The organism is Streptomyces sp. NPDC025638 (genome assembly GCF_055558775.1).
Window position 1 is genome coordinate 85,894 of the sequence record NZ_JBVHLX010000003.1, and the last position, 14,520, is coordinate 100,413.

Below are 14,520 nucleotides of genomic sequence, written 5' to 3' on the forward strand. Positions count from 1 at the left end.
ACCTCTACCATGGCTGGATGGAGTGGCTTGAGGTCAGTACCGAGAACTGCACCGTCCAGCGGACGCTCGACGTGGTCGGGGAGAAGTGGACACTGCTGATCGTGCGCGACGCCGCCAACGGCGTACGACGGTTCGACGACTTCCGGCGCCACATCGGTCTGTCGGAAGCGGTCCTGAGCGACCGGCTCAGGAAGCTGACCGCGGCCGGCATCCTCAGCGCCGTTCCCTACCAGGAGCCGGGCAGCCGCTCCCGCAACGAGTACCGGCTGACCCGCAAGGGGTGGGACCTCTGGCCGGTCCTCGTCGCCCTGCGCCAATGGGGCGAGACATACGCCCCCGATCCCCAGGGCCCCGTGCTGGACCTGCGGCACACCGAATGCGGGGCACCGGTGCGGGTGGTCGTCGAGTGCACCGACGACCATGCCGCCCTGACCCCGAAGGACGTCACCGCACGCCCGGGACCCGGCGCCCGGCGCCTGGCCTGACGACGTACACCCGCATACGCGAGGAGTACGCCCGCAGGGGCGCCGCCGTCCGCACGGGCCCGGACGGGCACGGCTCAAGTCTCGGCGCAGACGCCGACGCGATATTCTGGAGTACGCCACGCGTCCGGGGCAGGTGACCCGGATGGCACTGCTCGTGACCAGGTCCAGGCCGTGATCGTCGCCCACGACACCGGACTCGTACGACGCGCATGAGGCACCCCCCCCCCCGCCCCTCGCATACGAGCCGTACGAGCCATTCGTGGGGCCGGTCGACGAAGACAGGACACCACCATGGGACCGTTGGCACGAACCGGCCTGGCCGGGGCCCTGGCATGCGGCGTACTGGTCACGGCCGTCGGCATCGGACGGAGCCCGACCAACGGGGGCGGCGACGGCGGGCGTCCGTCCAAAGGGTCGTACGTCGCGCTCGGTGACTCCTTCACCTCCGGCCCCCGGATTCCCGACCAGACGGGAAAGCCCGCCGGCTGCGAACGCTCCTCCCGCAACTACCCCGCACTCGTGGCGAAGCAACTCGGCATCAGGGCGGCCGACTTCCACGACGCCAGCTGTAGCGCCGCCACGATCGGCAACCTCACCACGCCCCAGTCCACGAACGACGGCACCAACCCCGCGCAGTTCTCCGCGCTGACGGCCGCGACCGCCCTGGTCACCCTAGGGATCGGCGGAAACGACATCGGCTTCAGCATCATGGTGGCCAAGTGCGTCACCACCGGGGCGCACTACAAAGCGGCGGCCAAAGTCACGAACATCAACGGCCAGGCACGCTGCAAGGAGCGATACGCCCCCGGCGACGGCGCCGAAGTCACCCGGAAGATCCGCACCGCGGGTGACCAACTGGCCCGCGCCCTGAACGACGTCAAGCACCGGGCGCCCAAGGCCCGCGTCTACCTCGTCGGCTACCCGGCGATCCTGCCCGCCAAGGGCACCGGCTGCGGCTCGGACATGCCCCTCGCGCCCGGCGACGTGGCCTTCCTTCGCGAGACGGAACGGCAGCTCAACGCCATGCTCCGGGAACGCGCCGAAGCCGCCGGGGCGACCTACGTCGACACGTTCACCCCGTCCATCGGCCACGACGCCTGTTCCACGGCGGCCACTCGCTGGATCGAACCCCTCAGACCGAGCAGCCCGGCAGCCGCCGTCCACCCCAACGAACGCGGCGAGCGCGGCATGGCAGCCGCCGTGCTCCGAGCGGTCGGCCCCTGACCGTGGTGGTCCAGGTGGTGGAGCTTCTAGCCCTCGTCGTCCAGGAGTTGCCCGATGCCGGGCAGGTCGTCGAGGGCGGCCCGGGTGGCGGCCAGGGCCAGGACACGGTGCAGATCGCGGGGCACGGGGCGGTCGGCGGCGGTGCGCTCGGCGGCGAAGTCGGCGAGCATCCGGGCGAGTTCGGCATCCCCGCGGGCCCGCTCGTCGAGGCCGGCCACGGTGTCGACGGGGACCCCGGTGAACAGGCACTTCAGTACGGCCTGCCGCCAGCCGTGGGCGTCGAGGTGGCGGGCCGCGTAGGGGCCGAGGGCGGCGACGAGGAGCCGGGTGTCGTCGGTGCGCAGGGCGTCCTCGACGATCGCAACGGCGTCGGGTCCGGGCACGAGGTGGGGCAGGGCGAGCAGGACGGCGCGGCGTTCGTCGGCGGTGCCCTGCCGGTAGACGCGGGTGAGGGCGGCCGTGTCGGCGCGGGCCGTGTGGAGGATCAGGACGCGGACGGCGTCGGCGTACCGGCTGCCGCAGCGCCGGCCCGCTTCCGCCAGGCGCAGTTCCCATACGGAGATGGGGCCGTGCGTGCCAGGGTGGGCGGCGGCCTCGTCCAGGGCGTGGTGGAACCAGGCGCGGGCGGCCGGATCGAGGTGGGTGTCGAGGTCGTCACGGAGGTCGCTGAGGGAGACGTCCGGTCCTTCCCGTGCACCACCGGGCGATCGGTTCATCGGGGGCTCCCTTCTGGCAGTGCACGGCGTGCGGTCGTTCCCGTGCCCGAATGCCTCCGGTCAGGGGCCGGTGAGACGAAGGTCAGTTGGAGAAGGCCGCGTCGAAGAAGGCCGACGGCGGCTCGAAGTCGTAGGCCTTGAGGCGGGAGAGGGCCTCGGGGGCGCCCTGGAGCCGGTCCATGCCGGCGTCCTCCCACTCCACGGAGATCGGACCGCGGTAGTCGATGGACCGCAGCATCCGGAAGACGTCCTCCCAGGGCACGTCGCCGTGTCCGGCGGAGACGAAGTCCCAGCCCCGGCGCGGGTCGCCCCAGGGCAGATGGGAGCCCAGGCGGCCGTTGCGGCCGTCGAGGCGCTTGCGGGCCTCCTTGCAGTCCACGTGGTAGACGCGGTCCCGGAAGTCCCACAGGAAGCCGACCGGGTCGAGGTCCTGCCACACGAAGTGGGAGGGGTCGAAGTTCAGCCCGAAAGCCGGGCGGTGGTCGACGGCCTCCAGGGCGCGGTGTGTGGTCCAGTAGTCGTACGCGATCTCGCTGGGGTGGACCTCGTGCGCGAACCGTACGCCCTCCGCGTCGAAGACGTCGAGGACGGGGTTCCAGCGCTCGGCGAAGTCCTCGTAGCCTCGCTCGATCATCGCCTCGGGGGCGGGCGGGAACATCGCGACCAGGTGCCAGATCGCGGAGCCGGTGAAGCCGATGACGGTGTCGACGCCGAAGGCTGCCGCGGCGCGGGCGGTGTCCTTGATGCGGTTCGCCGCGCGCTGCCGCACCCCCTCCGGGTCACCGTCGACCCACACCTCGTCCGGCAGGATCGCCTGGTGGCGCTCGTCGATGATGGCGTCGCAGACGGCCTGCCCGACGAGGTGGTTGGAGATAGCCCAGCACTTCAGGCCGTACTGGTCCAGGAGTTGGTGGCGCGACTTCACATACCCGGGGTCGGTGAGAGCCTTGTCGACCTCGAAGTGGTCGCCCCAACAGGCGAGTTCGAGACCGTCGTAGCCGAAGTCGCGGGCGAGTCGGCAGACCTCTTCCAGAGGCAGGTCGGCCCACTGACCGGTGAAGAGGGTGAACGGGCGCGGCATGGCGGGGCTCCTCAGTTCGAGATCGGGGTGTAGACGGAGTTCTTCTCGGCGCTCTCCTCGACCGCCGCGAGGACGCGCTGCACCTGCAGCCCGTCCGCGAAGGAGGGCTCGGGGCCGCGGCCGTCGGCAATGGCGTGGACGAGGTCGCGGACCTGATGGACGAAGGTGTGTTCGTAGCCGAGGCCGTGGCCCGGGGGCCACCAGGCGTCCAGGTAGGGGTGGTCGGGCTCGGTGACGAGGATGCGGCGGAATCCGGCTTCGGTACCGGGTGCGGTGGCGTCGTGGAACCAGAGTTCGTTGAGCCTCTCCAGGTCGAAGGCCAACGAGCCGTGTTCACCGTTGAGTTCGATGCGCAGGGCGTTCTTGCGGCCGGTGGCACAGCGGGTGGCCTCGAAGGAGGCGACGGCACCGGAGGCGAAGCGGCCCGTGAAGAGGGCGGCGTCGTCCACGGTGACCGTGCCGGTGGCCCGCGCCGACACCGCGCTCAGGCCGCTGGTGGGCCCGCCGGGCAGTGGGCGCTCGTGCACGAAGGTGTGCGTCAGGGCGGAAACTCCGGCCAGCCGGTCCCCGGCCAGGTACTGGGCGAGGTCGACGATGTGCGCACCGAGGTCGCCGAGCGAGCCGGAGCCGGCCAGTTCCCTGCGCAGCCGCCAGGTCAGCGGGAAGTCCGGGTCCACCAGCCAGTCCTGGAGGTACGACACCCGCACATGACGCAGGGCGCCGAGCCGGCCGTCGGCGACCATCCGCCTGGCGAGCGCGGTCGCGGGCACACGGCGGTAGTTGAAGCCCACCATCGCCACTTGCCCGCGCCTGTACGCCTCTTCGGCCGCCCTGTTCATGGTCTCGGCCTCCTCGACGGTGTTCGCGAGGGGCTTTTCGCACAGGACGTGCTTGCCCGCGGCCAGCGCGGCGATCGCGATCTCGGCGTGGCTGTCGCCGGGGGTGCAGATGTCGACGAGATCGACGTCGTCCCGGGCGACCAGCGCACGCCAGTCGGTCTCGACCGCCGCCCATCCCTGCCGGTCGGCAGCCGCCCGCGCTGCCGCACCGTCGCGACCGCAGATCACCGCGAGAACCGGCTGCCGGGGCAGATCGAAGACACGACCGGCGGTGCGCCACCCCTGCGCATGGGCGGCGCCCATGAAGGCGTAACCGACCATGCCGACGCGCAACGGGGGCGCGACGACGCCTGCACCGGCCGACCGGGTACCGCCGACGACCGCCGGGGTCTGGCTTGCCGCGCCCACTCCTCCGACAACGGAGCCCGCAGCAGCCGACGTTGCCGGGGCTCTGGGCGGCTCGGCCGCCTCCGGTTTTGCCGCAGCGGCGGCACTGGCAACCGGCGTTGCCGAGGCCTTGCGCGGCTCAGTCGCGCCCGCAGCCACAACCCCACCCGCCACGGACGGCGCCCCGGGCATCGCCCCACTCCCTCCGGCCCGAGCCGAAGGCCCGGCCCCGACGTCTGTCGGCTGCCGAGTCGCCGCCGCTTTGACCTCCGACTCCTCTGGGGCTCCCGCCACTCCAGCAACAACCGGCATTACCGGCTCCCTCGTGGGCTCCGTCCCGTCCCCAGCCACCACGCCACCGGCCACGGAGGGAACCTCGGCCATCCCCCTCGCCCCTCCGGCCGTCACCGGCCCCCCGGCCCGAGCCGAGGGCCCGGTCCCGGACCCCGTTGGCTGGCCGGTCGCCGACGGCGCGGTGTCCGTCTCCGGTTCCGGTTTCGGTGACCGGTGTGGTTGTTCCATGCGCTCGTCCTCCTCTTCGTCGTGGAGCTGGGGGGTGCGGGCGGGGCGCGTCATCGGAAGCCGGTGGTCATGTACTGGTCGACGTTGTCCTTGTCGACGACGGCCGAGTAGAGCGTGATCGACGCGGGGATCTCGAACTCGGCGAGGCCGCCGACACCCTTGCCCTGGCCGAGGGCGCGGGCGAGGTCGATGGCGGAGGCGGCCATGGTCGGCGGGTAGAGGACGGTGGCCTTCAGTACGCCGTTGTCCTGCTTGATGGCCTGGAAAGCGGACAGCGCCCCCGCGCCGCCGACCATCACGAAGTTGTCCCGCCCGGCCTGCTCGATGGCGCGCAGCGCACCCACGCCCTGATCGTCGTCGTGGTTCCACAGCGCGTCGAACTTCGGCTGAGCTTGCAGGAGTTGGGCCATCTTGGCCTGTCCGGACTCGACCGTGAACTCGGCCGCCTGGCGGGCCACCTTGCGGATGTTGGGATAGTTCTTCAGGGCGGCGTCGAAGCCCTGGGTGCGCTGCTTGGTCAGCTCCAGGTTGTCCAGGCCCGCCAGTTCGATCACGCGGGCGTTCGACTTGCCCTTGAGCTTCTCGCCTATGTAGTGACCGGCGTTGAGGCCCATGCCGTAGTTGTCGCCGCCGATCCAGCAGCGGTAGGCCTGCGCCGAGTTGAAGATCCGGTCGAGGTTGACCACCGGGATACCGGCGCGCATCGCCTTCAGCCCGACCTGGGTGAGGGCCTTGCCGTCGGCCGGCAGCACGACCAGGACGTCGACCTTCTTGTTGATGAGGGTCTCGATCTGTCCGATCTGCTGGGCGGTGTCGTTGGAGCCCTCGGTGATCTCCAGGGAGACGTCGGAATACTTCTTCGCCCGGCTCTTGGCGTTGTCGTTGATGGCGTTGAGCCAGCCGTGGTCGGCCTGCGGTCCGGCGAAGCCGATGGTGACGTGCTTGCCGGGCTTGTCGTCGGCGGCCGGCCGGCTGTCTGCGGCGGCGTTCTCGTTCTTGGTCTCGTTGCTGGTGCAAGCCGTCAGGAAGGTGCCGGCGGACACCGCGGCGGTCCCGAAGAGAAGACCTCTGCGACTGGTGAGGCGGTCGGTGACGCGGCTCGTGTGCTCTGGCATGGCAGTGAACCCTTTCCTCAGGTCGTGCTCGCGGTGCGGCGCTGGACCAGGACGGCGGCGACGATGATCGCGCCCTTGGCGATCTGCTGGACGTCGCTCTGGAGGTTGTTCAGGGCGAAGAGGTTGGTGATCGTGGTGAAGATCAGGACACCGAGCACGGAGCCGGTGATGGTGCCGCGCCCCCCGCTGAGCAGGGTGCCGCCGATGATCGCGGCCGCGATGGCGTCGAGTTCGTAGAGATTGCCGTTGGTGTTCTGGCCCGAGCCGGACAGGACGATCAGCAGGAAGGCGGCGATGCCGCAGCACAGCCCGGACAGGAGGTAGAGGTACAGGCGCTGGCGCCGGACGTCGATGCCGGCGAGCCGGGCGGCCTCGGCGTTTCCGCCGACGGCGACGGTGCGGCGGCCGAAGGTGGTGCGGTTGAGCAGCAGCCAGCCGACGATCGTCACGATCGCGAATACCAGGACGAGGGGCGGGACGCCCAGCACGTAGGAGTCGCGTTCACCGAGCTTGAGGACGCCGTCGACGGTGACTATCTGGGTGCGGCCGTCGGTGATCTGCAGGGCGAGTCCGCGCGCCGAGGCGAGCATGGCGAGGGTGGCGATGAAGGGGACCATCCCGCCGTAGGCGATGAGCAGACCGTTGACCAGGCCGCAGCCGAGTCCGACGGCCACCGCGGTGAAGAGGATCCCCGCGAAGCCGTACTCCTGCGTGGCGACCGTGGTCGCCCACACGGAGGCGAGCGCGACGATGGCGCCGACGGACAGGTCGATGCCGCCGGACGTGATGACGAAGGTCATGCCGACGGTGACGACGCCGATCACCGATGCCTGGGTGAGCACGAGTTGGAGGTTGCGGGTGTCGAGGAACTCGTCGGGCTTGGTGACGCCGCCGATGACGACGAGTACCGCGAGCACGCCGAGCAGCGAGAGCGTACGGAGGTCGGCGCGGGCCAGCAGCCCGCGCCAGGAGGGGAGTTGGCCGGTGGACGGGATCTTGTCGGCGGCGTCCCGGGGCGGGGAGACGGGCTGCGTCATGACGCCGGGCTTCCTTCCATGACGAGGTCGAGGACACGGTGTTCGTCGAGCGCCTGGGCGGGCGCCGTGTGTACGACCCGGCCCTCGCGGAGCACCAGGACGCGGTCGGCGAGGCCGAGGACCTCGGGCACCTCGCTGGAGACGAGGAGAACGGCGAGACCTTCGTCGGCGAGGCGGCGGACCACCGCATAGAGTTCGGCGCGGGCGCCGACGTCGACGCCACGGGTGGGTTCGTCGAGCAGCAGCACACGGCAGCCGCGCAGCAACCAGCGGGCGAGGACGGCCTTTTGCTGGTTGCCGCCGGAGAGGGTGCGTACGGGAACGTCCGGGTTGTCGGGCCGCAGCGACAGCTCCCGGGTCGCGGCCCGCGCGGCGCCCCGCTCCGCGCCCCGGTCGACCCAGCCGGCCCGCGAGAAGCGGGAGAGGGTGGAGACCGAGACGTTCCGGGTGACGGACTCCAGCATCAGCAGGGCTTGCGCCTTGCGCTCCTCGGGGGCGAGACCGAGTCCGGCGCGCACCGCGGCGCGGACGCTGCCGGGCTTCAACGGCCTCTCGTCCACGAGCACTTGGCCCGCCGTGGGCCTGCGTGCCCCGTAGATCGTCTCCAGGATCTCGGAGCGTCCGGAGCCGACCAGTCCGGCGAAGCCGACGATCTCGCCGGGCCGCACATCGAGGTCGAGCGGAGCGAACTCGCCGTCGCGGGCCAGCCCCCGCACCTGGAGGGCCGGAGCCGCGACGGACGCCGCGGGGGGCCGCTCGGGGAAGACGTACTCGACGTTGCGGCCGGTCATCAGCGCGACGACGTCACGGGTCGGGGTCGTCCTGGCGGGCAGTCCCCCCGCGACTGCCCGCCCGTCCTTGAGCACGGTCACCCGGTCGCCGATGCGGCGGATCTCCTCCAGGCGGTGCGAGATGTAGACGACGGCGACGCCGTCGCCGGTCAGGTCGCCGACGATGCGGAAGAGGTTGTCGACCTCGTCGGGGTCGAGCGCGGCGGACGGCTCGTCCATCACGATGAGGCGCACGTCGTGGGACAGGGCCCGGGCCATGGAAACGATCTGCTGCTGGGCCGCCGACAACTCCCCCACCAGGCGGCCCGGATCCATCTCCGGGTGCCCAAGTCGCGTGAGCAGCCGACGCGTCGAGGCCCTGGCCGCCTTCCCCCGCACCACGAACCCGGCCGCCGTCGGCTCATGACCGAGATGGACGTTCTCCGCCACGGTCAGGTGCTCGACCAGGTCGAGTTCCTGGTAGATGGTGGCGATGCCGAGGCGCATCGCGGCGATCGGCGAGCGCAGCGTGACGGACTCACCGCGCCAGCGGATGGTGCCGCCGTCCGGCTGGTGGGCGCCGGCCAGGACCTTGATCAGGGTGGACTTCCCGGCGCCGTTCTGGCCTAGCAGACAGTGCACTTCACCGGCCTGGACGTCGAGGTCGACGCCGTCCAGGGCGCGGACGCCGGGGAACGACTTGGTGATTCGGGACATGCTGAGCAGGGGTGGTTCTGGTGCCATGTGGGTTCCCCTCGGCGAACACGCGGGCCGGTCTCAGGGCGTGGTGGGCCTGCACCCCGGCTGGTGCGATCTACACGAGTCAGTGGGCGCGATGAGGTGGGCGCGGACGAGTGGACGGTGTTCGCTACGCGGGTGAGAAGAGGTGGTCGCTGATCAGCCGGGCCCCGCCGATCACACCGGCGGTGGGGCCCAACTCCCCCAGGACGATGGGCAGGTTGCCGGTCGCCAGGGGCAGTGACTGACGGTAGACCTGGGTGCGGATCGCGGCGAGCAGGTTGTGGCCGAGGCCGGTCACCCCACCGCCGATCACCACCAGACCGGGGTTGAAGAAGGAGACGAGTCCGGCGATGACCTGGCCGACGCGGGTGCCGCCGTCACGGATCAGGTCGAGCGCGGTGGCGTCACCCGCGGCGGCCGCGGCCGCGACGTCGAGGGCGGTGAGGGTGGCGTTCGTCTCCAGCCGGGCCGCGAGTTCGGCGGACAGGCCCTGTCGGGCCGCCTCCACCGCGTCACGGGCCAGGGCGGCGCCGCTGAAGTGGGCTTCCAGGCAGCCCCGGTTGCCACAGGCGCACGGGCGGCCGTCGGGCACGGCCTGGATGTGGCCGATGTCGCCCGCGCTGCCGGTCGTACCGCGGTGGACATGGCCGCCGACGACGATGCCGCAGCCGATGCCGGTACCGATCTTGACGCAGAGGAAGTCGGCCACGGTGCGGGCGACCCCGGCGTGCTGCTCCCCCATCGCCATGAGATTCACGTCGTTGTCGACCATGACCGGACAGCCGAGTTCCTGGCTGAGCGCCTCCCGCACGGGAAAGCCGTCCCAGCCCGGCATGATCGGCGGGGCGACCGGCACGCCCTCGGGGAAGCGGACGGGGCCGGGGACACCGATGCCGGCGCCGTCGAAGCCCCCGGCGATTCCGGTGGCCCTCAACTTCCCTGCCATGTCAAGCACTTGCTCGAAGACCGCGACGGGCCCCTCGCGGACGTCCATCGACTGGTTCAGATGGCCGAGGATCTCCAGTTCGGCATTGGTGACGGCGACGTCGACCGATGTCGCACCGATGTCGACACCGAGGAACCTGAGGTCGGGGTTGAGCCGGACATTGTGGGAGCGGCGACCGCCACGCGAGGCGGCCAGCCCGTCCGCCACCACCAGGCCCGTCTCCAGCAGTCGGTCCACCTCCACGGCCAGCTTGGACCGGGACAGCTCGACCCGGTCGCCCAGCTGAGCACGGGAGTTGGGTCCGCCGTCACGCAGCAGCCTCAGCAGACGGGACTGGTGCGCGTTCGCCGGTCGTGCCGTCATGCGTCTCACAAGCCCCTCCCGCCAGGATTCGGCCACCAGTATCGGGCTTCCGAAGGGAACGTAGCAGTGGCTGCCGAACCTGGGAACAACTTGTGCATGGATTCCTGTCGACTTCTTCCACTCGCAGGACAAAGCTTGCCGACGACCACGACCGTCATTGCGGATACGTCAACACCGCGGTAACGCCATTGACTTCACCGCCCCGGATTGGTTCAGTGGCTCATCCACTGAGCCACTTGGGAGGACGGCGTGGAGGCACTGCCCCGCGAAACCATCGTCGACGTCCTGGAGAACCGGCTGCGCGAGGAGATCCTCGACGGGCAGCATCCGGCCGGAAGCTATCTGCCACCGGAACGGACGCTCGCGGACGGCTACGGCGTCACCCGCACCACCCTCAAGCACGCCTTCGGCCGCCTCGTGCAGGCAGGACTGCTGGAGACCCGGCACGGCGTCGGCACCCGCGTGCGGGACTATCTGCGCCTCGGCGGAGCGGATCTGCTGCCGATGCTCGTGCGGCACAGCTCCGACTGGATCGGGGAGATCTTCGAAGTACGGCGCAGCATCGGCGCGTTGATCGCCGAGCGCGCCGCCGCCCGCGCGACCGTCCGGCAACGCGCAGAATTGCGCGCGCTGTTGGCGACGGTCCGGGAGGCGAAGGACGCCGACGCCGTACAGCTCGCGGACATCGAGGTGCACCGGGCCCTGGCCCGCGCCACCGGCAACCGGGTCTACGTCCTGCTGACGAACACCCTCTTCAATGCCTATCTGCCGGTACGCGCCGCACTCATCGGCCCGTTCACGGACGCCGCGGTCGCCCACGCGCGTCTGGAGCCGGTGGTCGACGCGATCGACGCCGGTGACGACGCGGGCGCACGGCGGGCGGCCGAGGAGTACCTGACCGCGACCGAGCGCATCATGTTGGAAGGCCTCGCATGAGCACGGACGTCCCCTCGGACACGGATACGGACACGGCCACGGTTACGGACACGGACACGAGTGGCAACACCCCCGCGCGCGGCACCGTCTTCACCGAGACGATGCTCGGCATGCTGCGACTCGACGCCGAGGACCGCACCCGCCGCGTCCGCCTGGACCTGAAGGTCTCGGCGGGTCGTGTCATGCGGCTGACGGGGACGACCGAGGCCCGCGCCACCGGCCGCGTACGGATCGCCGGCTGGGCCGACGACGCGGGCGCCGAGGGTGAGTTGGAGATATCACCGCTGGCTCGGCGCCGTATCCGCTACCGCATCGCGTTCACCGCCGAAGGCCGCCGACTGACACTCGACGGCTGGAAGTCCGTGACGCCGCGCAGGCCCGTGGCCTCGATGACCGTACTGCCGTACACGCTGTACGAGGACGGCGCGCGGGTCGGCACCGGGACGCTCCGATTTCCCCTGGCCACGCAGCTCGTTCCGTTCCTCGCGAGTTTCCGCTTCCCACGACGGGAGGATCCCGGCGCGTTCCTCGCGCCCCGCTGGAAGGGCGAGCCGGGCCGTACCGAGGTCTGGTACACCACCGTCACCGACCCGACGACCGGCAGCGGGCTGTGGCTCCACCACGAACTCACCGCGCCAGCCGACGGGTCCGAGCCGTACGCGCACGGCTGGGCCGCGGTGTTCCCCAAGGACGGGCCCGTGCGGCACGCCCGCTTCGGTCCCGCCCCGTGGACGGCCGACGATGCGGGATTCAGCACGGACGGGGTTGCGGCGGCGCCCGGACGTCTGACCGGCTCGACGGAGGACGGCACCCTGCGCTGGGACCTCGCCGAACACCCCATGGACGCACCGCTGTTCACCTTCCCTCGATGGTCCTGGCGCCGGCAACTACTCCCCGCCGCGCAGATCCTCCCCGCCGCCCGGGCCTCGTACGACGGGACGTTCACCCATGACGACACGACACTGAAGCTCTCCTCGGCCCCGGGCGCCTCCGCTCGGATCTACGGTCACGGCAATGCCCGCCGCTGGGCCTGGTTGCACGCGGACCTCGGTGGCGGGGACGTCCTGGAGATCGTGGCCGCCGTCTCCATGCGCCCCGGCCTGCGCCGGCTGCCGCCCCTGGTCTTCCTCCGCCTGCGCCGAGGCGACCGCACCTGGCCGCGCCGCCCGGAGCGCCCCGCGCTCGGCTGGGCGGGTCTGGGACGGTTCCGTACCGCCATCGGCCTGCCCACCTGGACCACCACCGGCCGCGCCGGCCTGCGCCGGATCCGCGTCGACGTCACCCAGCCCGAGGACCGTACGCTCGCGCTGGAGTACACCGACCCGGACGGCACCCACGCGGTCTGCCGCAACAGCGAGTGCGCCGACGCACAGATCCTGTTGGAGCGGTGGTGGCTCGGCGGCTGGCGCACCGAGGCCGAGTGGACGCTCGACGGCACGGCCCACGCGGAGGTGGGCACCCGATGAGCCTCGACGGCCTGGTGGCCGCCCTGATCGCCGACGAGGGCACTACGGACTGGACCGCACGCGTCCCCGCGAGGCTGGAGACGGTCCTCGCCTCGATGCCGCTTCCTGCCCGGGCCGGTCTGCGGGCGGCTGTGCGCGGCCTGGACGTCTACGCGCTGGCACGGACCGGGCGCGGACTGGCTGGGCTCACGCCTCACGAGCGCGAGTCCGTACTCCGGGGACTCGACGCACGGCCCTCGCTCCGCCCGCTCCTCGATGTGCTCAAGGTGCCCGTCCTCCTGGCGGCCGGCACGGAGCGGATGCTCCACGACGGCCTCACCACCTCCGGCCCCACCACCCCTGGCCTCACCCGCCGGGACCCCCCGCTCGACTGCACGTCCGCACACGCATGGCCCACGCGCTCCACCGCCGACGCCGTCGTGATCGGTTCGGGCGCGGGCGGAGCCATGGCCGCGCGGACCCTGGCCCGGGCCGGGCTCGATGTCGTCGTCCTGGAAGAGGGCGAGCACTACTCCACCGAGTGGTTCGGACAGCGCACGCCTCTGGAGCGGTTCACGGAGCTCTACCGGGACGGCGGCGCGACCATCGCTGTAGGCCGCCCTCCGCTACTACTGCCGGTCGGCCGAGCGGTCGGTGGTACGACTGTCGTCAACTCCGGTACCTGCTACCGCACTCCGGACCATGTCCTCGCCCGCTGGAGCAAGGACTTCGGCTTCGCTCTCGCCGATGACTTCGGCGGCCGCCTCGACGAGGTCGAGCGTTCTCTGCGCGTGGCCACTCAACCTGTGGACGTCCTCGGCAACAACGGCCGCATCGCACTCACCGGGGCACATACGCTCGGCTGGCGTGCCGCGCCCCTGCGTCGCAACGCGCCCGGGTGCAAGGGGTCTTGCCAGTGTGTCGTGGGCTGTCCGACCGGTGCCAAGCAGAGCGTGCAGCTGTCCGTGCTGCCCGACGCCTGCGCCGCCGGTGCCCGCATCGTGACCGGTGCGCGGGTGGAGCGCATCCTCGTCGACCGGGACCGGCCCGGGGGGCCGCGTGCGGCAGGCGTGCGCGTACGCCGCGACGATGACGCCTTCGAGATCCTCGCCCCGTTGGTCGTCGTCGCCGCGGGCGCGCTGCAGTCACCGCCGCTCCTGCGCCGTTCAGGTCTCGGCGGACACCCCCGGCTCGGCCGCAACCTGAGCGTGCACCCGGCCACGAGCGTCGCCGGGCGCTTCGCCGAACCGGTCACCGCCTGGGAGGGCGTGCTGCAGAGCGTCGGCGTGGAGGAGCATCACGGCGCGGGGGTCCTCATCGAGGCCACCGCCACCCCGCCCGGCATGGGCTCGTTCGTGCTGCCCGGACTGGGCGCCGAACTGCGCCGCGAACTGGAGAGCGCCGACCGGCTCGCCACCCTGGGCGCGATGATCGCCGACCGGCCGTCGGGCCGTGTCCTCGGCCACGACCGCACCCTGCTCCGCTACGACCTCGACGACCGCGACGCCGGCCGTCTGCTGCGAGCGGTACGGGCCATGGGCGAGCTCCTGTTCGCCGCGGGCGCCGAGGAGGTACTCACCGGCATCCCCACGACGCCCCGGGTACGCACCCTCCCAGAACTGGACACCGTCCTCACCAACACAAGCGCCCGCCGGCTCCACCTCTCGGCCTACCACCCCACAGGCACGGTGGCAGCGGGAGCGGACCCACAGCGCTTCCCGGCGAACGCGAGCGGACAACTGCGCGGCATCCAAGGGGTGTTGATCACGGACGCGGCCGTACTCCCCGGCTGCCCCGAGGTGAATCCACAACTGAGCATCATGGCGGCGGCCCTGGCGATCACCGGGGCGTATCTGGAGCGGGGGCGGTCCACATCCCAGCGACGAGACGCCTGAGAAGCTCACCGAGGGGTG

At 71.4% G+C, this 14,520-nt stretch carries 12 protein-coding genes; 5 read left to right on the forward strand and 7 right to left on the reverse strand.

Features of this window, described 5'->3' with window-relative positions:
- Positions 1–17 precede the first annotated feature (17 nt).
- Entirely contained in the window at positions 18–485 is a 468-nt protein-coding gene (locus ACZ4EG_RS08390) for a winged helix-turn-helix transcriptional regulator (RefSeq protein ID WP_453546641.1), read from the forward strand.
- A gap of 291 nt (positions 486–776) precedes the next feature.
- Positions 777–1,709, forward strand: a complete 933-nt coding sequence (locus tag ACZ4EG_RS08395; protein WP_467790041.1) for an SGNH/GDSL hydrolase family protein — start codon at positions 777–779, stop codon at positions 1,707–1,709.
- 26 nt (positions 1,710–1,735) lie between these two features.
- Here ACZ4EG_RS08395 and ACZ4EG_RS08400 read toward each other — a convergent pair whose 3' ends face one another.
- The 7 genes from ACZ4EG_RS08400 to ACZ4EG_RS08430 all read right to left on the reverse strand — a co-directional run bounded on the left by ACZ4EG_RS08400 (position 1,736) and on the right by ACZ4EG_RS08430 (position 10,226).
- On the reverse strand, positions 1,736–2,425 hold the full coding sequence (locus tag ACZ4EG_RS08400; protein WP_467790042.1) for an EboA domain-containing protein: 690 nt from the start codon (positions 2,423–2,425) through the stop codon (positions 1,736–1,738).
- Positions 2,426–2,507: 82 nt separating this feature from the next.
- On the reverse strand, positions 2,508–3,506 hold the full coding sequence (locus tag ACZ4EG_RS08405; RefSeq protein WP_467790043.1) for a sugar phosphate isomerase/epimerase family protein: 999 nt from the start codon (positions 3,504–3,506) through the stop codon (positions 2,508–2,510).
- Between the two features lie 11 nt (positions 3,507–3,517).
- On the reverse strand, positions 3,518–4,666 hold the full coding sequence (locus ACZ4EG_RS08410) for a Gfo/Idh/MocA family protein (RefSeq protein WP_467790413.1): 1,149 nt from the start codon (positions 4,664–4,666) through the stop codon (positions 3,518–3,520).
- 638 nt (positions 4,667–5,304) lie between these two features.
- Positions 5,305–6,369 (reverse strand): substrate-binding domain-containing protein, encoded by a 1,065-nt coding sequence (locus ACZ4EG_RS08415; RefSeq protein ID WP_467790044.1) that lies wholly within the window; start codon positions 6,367–6,369, stop codon positions 5,305–5,307.
- A gap of 17 nt (positions 6,370–6,386) precedes the next feature.
- Positions 6,387–7,406, reverse strand: a complete 1,020-nt coding sequence (locus ACZ4EG_RS08420; protein ID WP_467790045.1) for an ABC transporter permease — start codon at positions 7,404–7,406, stop codon at positions 6,387–6,389.
- Positions 7,403–8,920, reverse strand: a complete 1,518-nt coding sequence (locus ACZ4EG_RS08425; protein WP_467790046.1) for a sugar ABC transporter ATP-binding protein — start codon at positions 8,918–8,920, stop codon at positions 7,403–7,405. Before ACZ4EG_RS08425 ends, ACZ4EG_RS08420 begins: the two co-directional genes overlap by 4 nt.
- Positions 8,921–9,044: 124 nt before the next feature.
- Positions 9,045–10,226 (reverse strand): ROK family transcriptional regulator, encoded by a 1,182-nt coding sequence (locus ACZ4EG_RS08430; RefSeq protein WP_467790047.1) that lies wholly within the window; start codon positions 10,224–10,226, stop codon positions 9,045–9,047.
- Between the two features lie 249 nt (positions 10,227–10,475).
- Between ACZ4EG_RS08430 and ACZ4EG_RS08435 the strand changes: the two genes are divergently transcribed.
- Genes ACZ4EG_RS08435 through ACZ4EG_RS08445 form a run of 3 tightly spaced genes read left to right on the forward strand, consistent with a single transcriptional unit; the run spans position 10,476 to position 14,502 of the window.
- Entirely contained in the window at positions 10,476–11,162 is a 687-nt protein-coding gene (locus ACZ4EG_RS08435) for a FadR/GntR family transcriptional regulator (RefSeq protein ID WP_467790048.1), read from the forward strand.
- Positions 11,159–12,628: a hypothetical protein gene (locus ACZ4EG_RS08440; RefSeq protein ID WP_467790049.1), complete on the forward strand. Its 1,470-nt coding sequence runs from the start codon at positions 11,159–11,161 to the stop codon at positions 12,626–12,628. Before ACZ4EG_RS08435 ends, ACZ4EG_RS08440 begins: the two co-directional genes overlap by 4 nt.
- The gene (locus ACZ4EG_RS08445; protein WP_467790050.1) at positions 12,625–14,502 is read left to right on the forward strand and encodes a GMC family oxidoreductase; all 1,878 of its coding nucleotides are present in this window, start codon (positions 12,625–12,627) and stop codon (positions 14,500–14,502) included. The genes ACZ4EG_RS08440 and ACZ4EG_RS08445 overlap by 4 nt, the downstream gene beginning before the upstream one ends.
- The last annotated feature ends 18 nt before the right edge of the window (positions 14,503–14,520 follow it).

Excerpts from the sequence above, each read along its gene's own strand:
- ACZ4EG_RS08390 (WP_453546641.1), top strand. The coding sequence starts at position 18 with ATGGAGTGGCTTGAGGTCAGTACCGAGAACTGCACCGTCCAGCGGACG.
- ACZ4EG_RS08395 (WP_467790041.1), top strand. The coding sequence starts at position 777 with ATGGGACCGTTGGCACGAACCGGCCTGGCCGGGGCCCTGGCATGCGGC.
- ACZ4EG_RS08400 (WP_467790042.1), bottom strand. The coding sequence starts at position 2,425 with ATGAACCGATCGCCCGGTGGTGCACGGGAAGGACCGGACGTCTCCCTC.
- ACZ4EG_RS08405 (WP_467790043.1), bottom strand. The coding sequence starts at position 3,506 with ATGCCGCGCCCGTTCACCCTCTTCACCGGTCAGTGGGCCGACCTGCCT.
- ACZ4EG_RS08410 (WP_467790413.1), bottom strand. The coding sequence starts at position 4,666 with ATGGTCGGTTACGCCTTCATGGGCGCCGCCCATGCGCAGGGGTGGCGC.
- ACZ4EG_RS08415 (WP_467790044.1), bottom strand. The coding sequence starts at position 6,369 with ATGCCAGAGCACACGAGCCGCGTCACCGACCGCCTCACCAGTCGCAGA.
- ACZ4EG_RS08420 (WP_467790045.1), bottom strand. The coding sequence starts at position 7,406 with ATGACGCAGCCCGTCTCCCCGCCCCGGGACGCCGCCGACAAGATCCCG.
- ACZ4EG_RS08425 (WP_467790046.1), bottom strand. The coding sequence starts at position 8,920 with ATGGCACCAGAACCACCCCTGCTCAGCATGTCCCGAATCACCAAGTCG.
- ACZ4EG_RS08430 (WP_467790047.1), bottom strand. The coding sequence starts at position 10,226 with ATGACGGCACGACCGGCGAACGCGCACCAGTCCCGTCTGCTGAGGCTG.
- ACZ4EG_RS08440 (WP_467790049.1), top strand. The coding sequence starts at position 11,159 with ATGAGCACGGACGTCCCCTCGGACACGGATACGGACACGGCCACGGTT.
- ACZ4EG_RS08445 (WP_467790050.1), top strand. The coding sequence starts at position 12,625 with ATGAGCCTCGACGGCCTGGTGGCCGCCCTGATCGCCGACGAGGGCACT.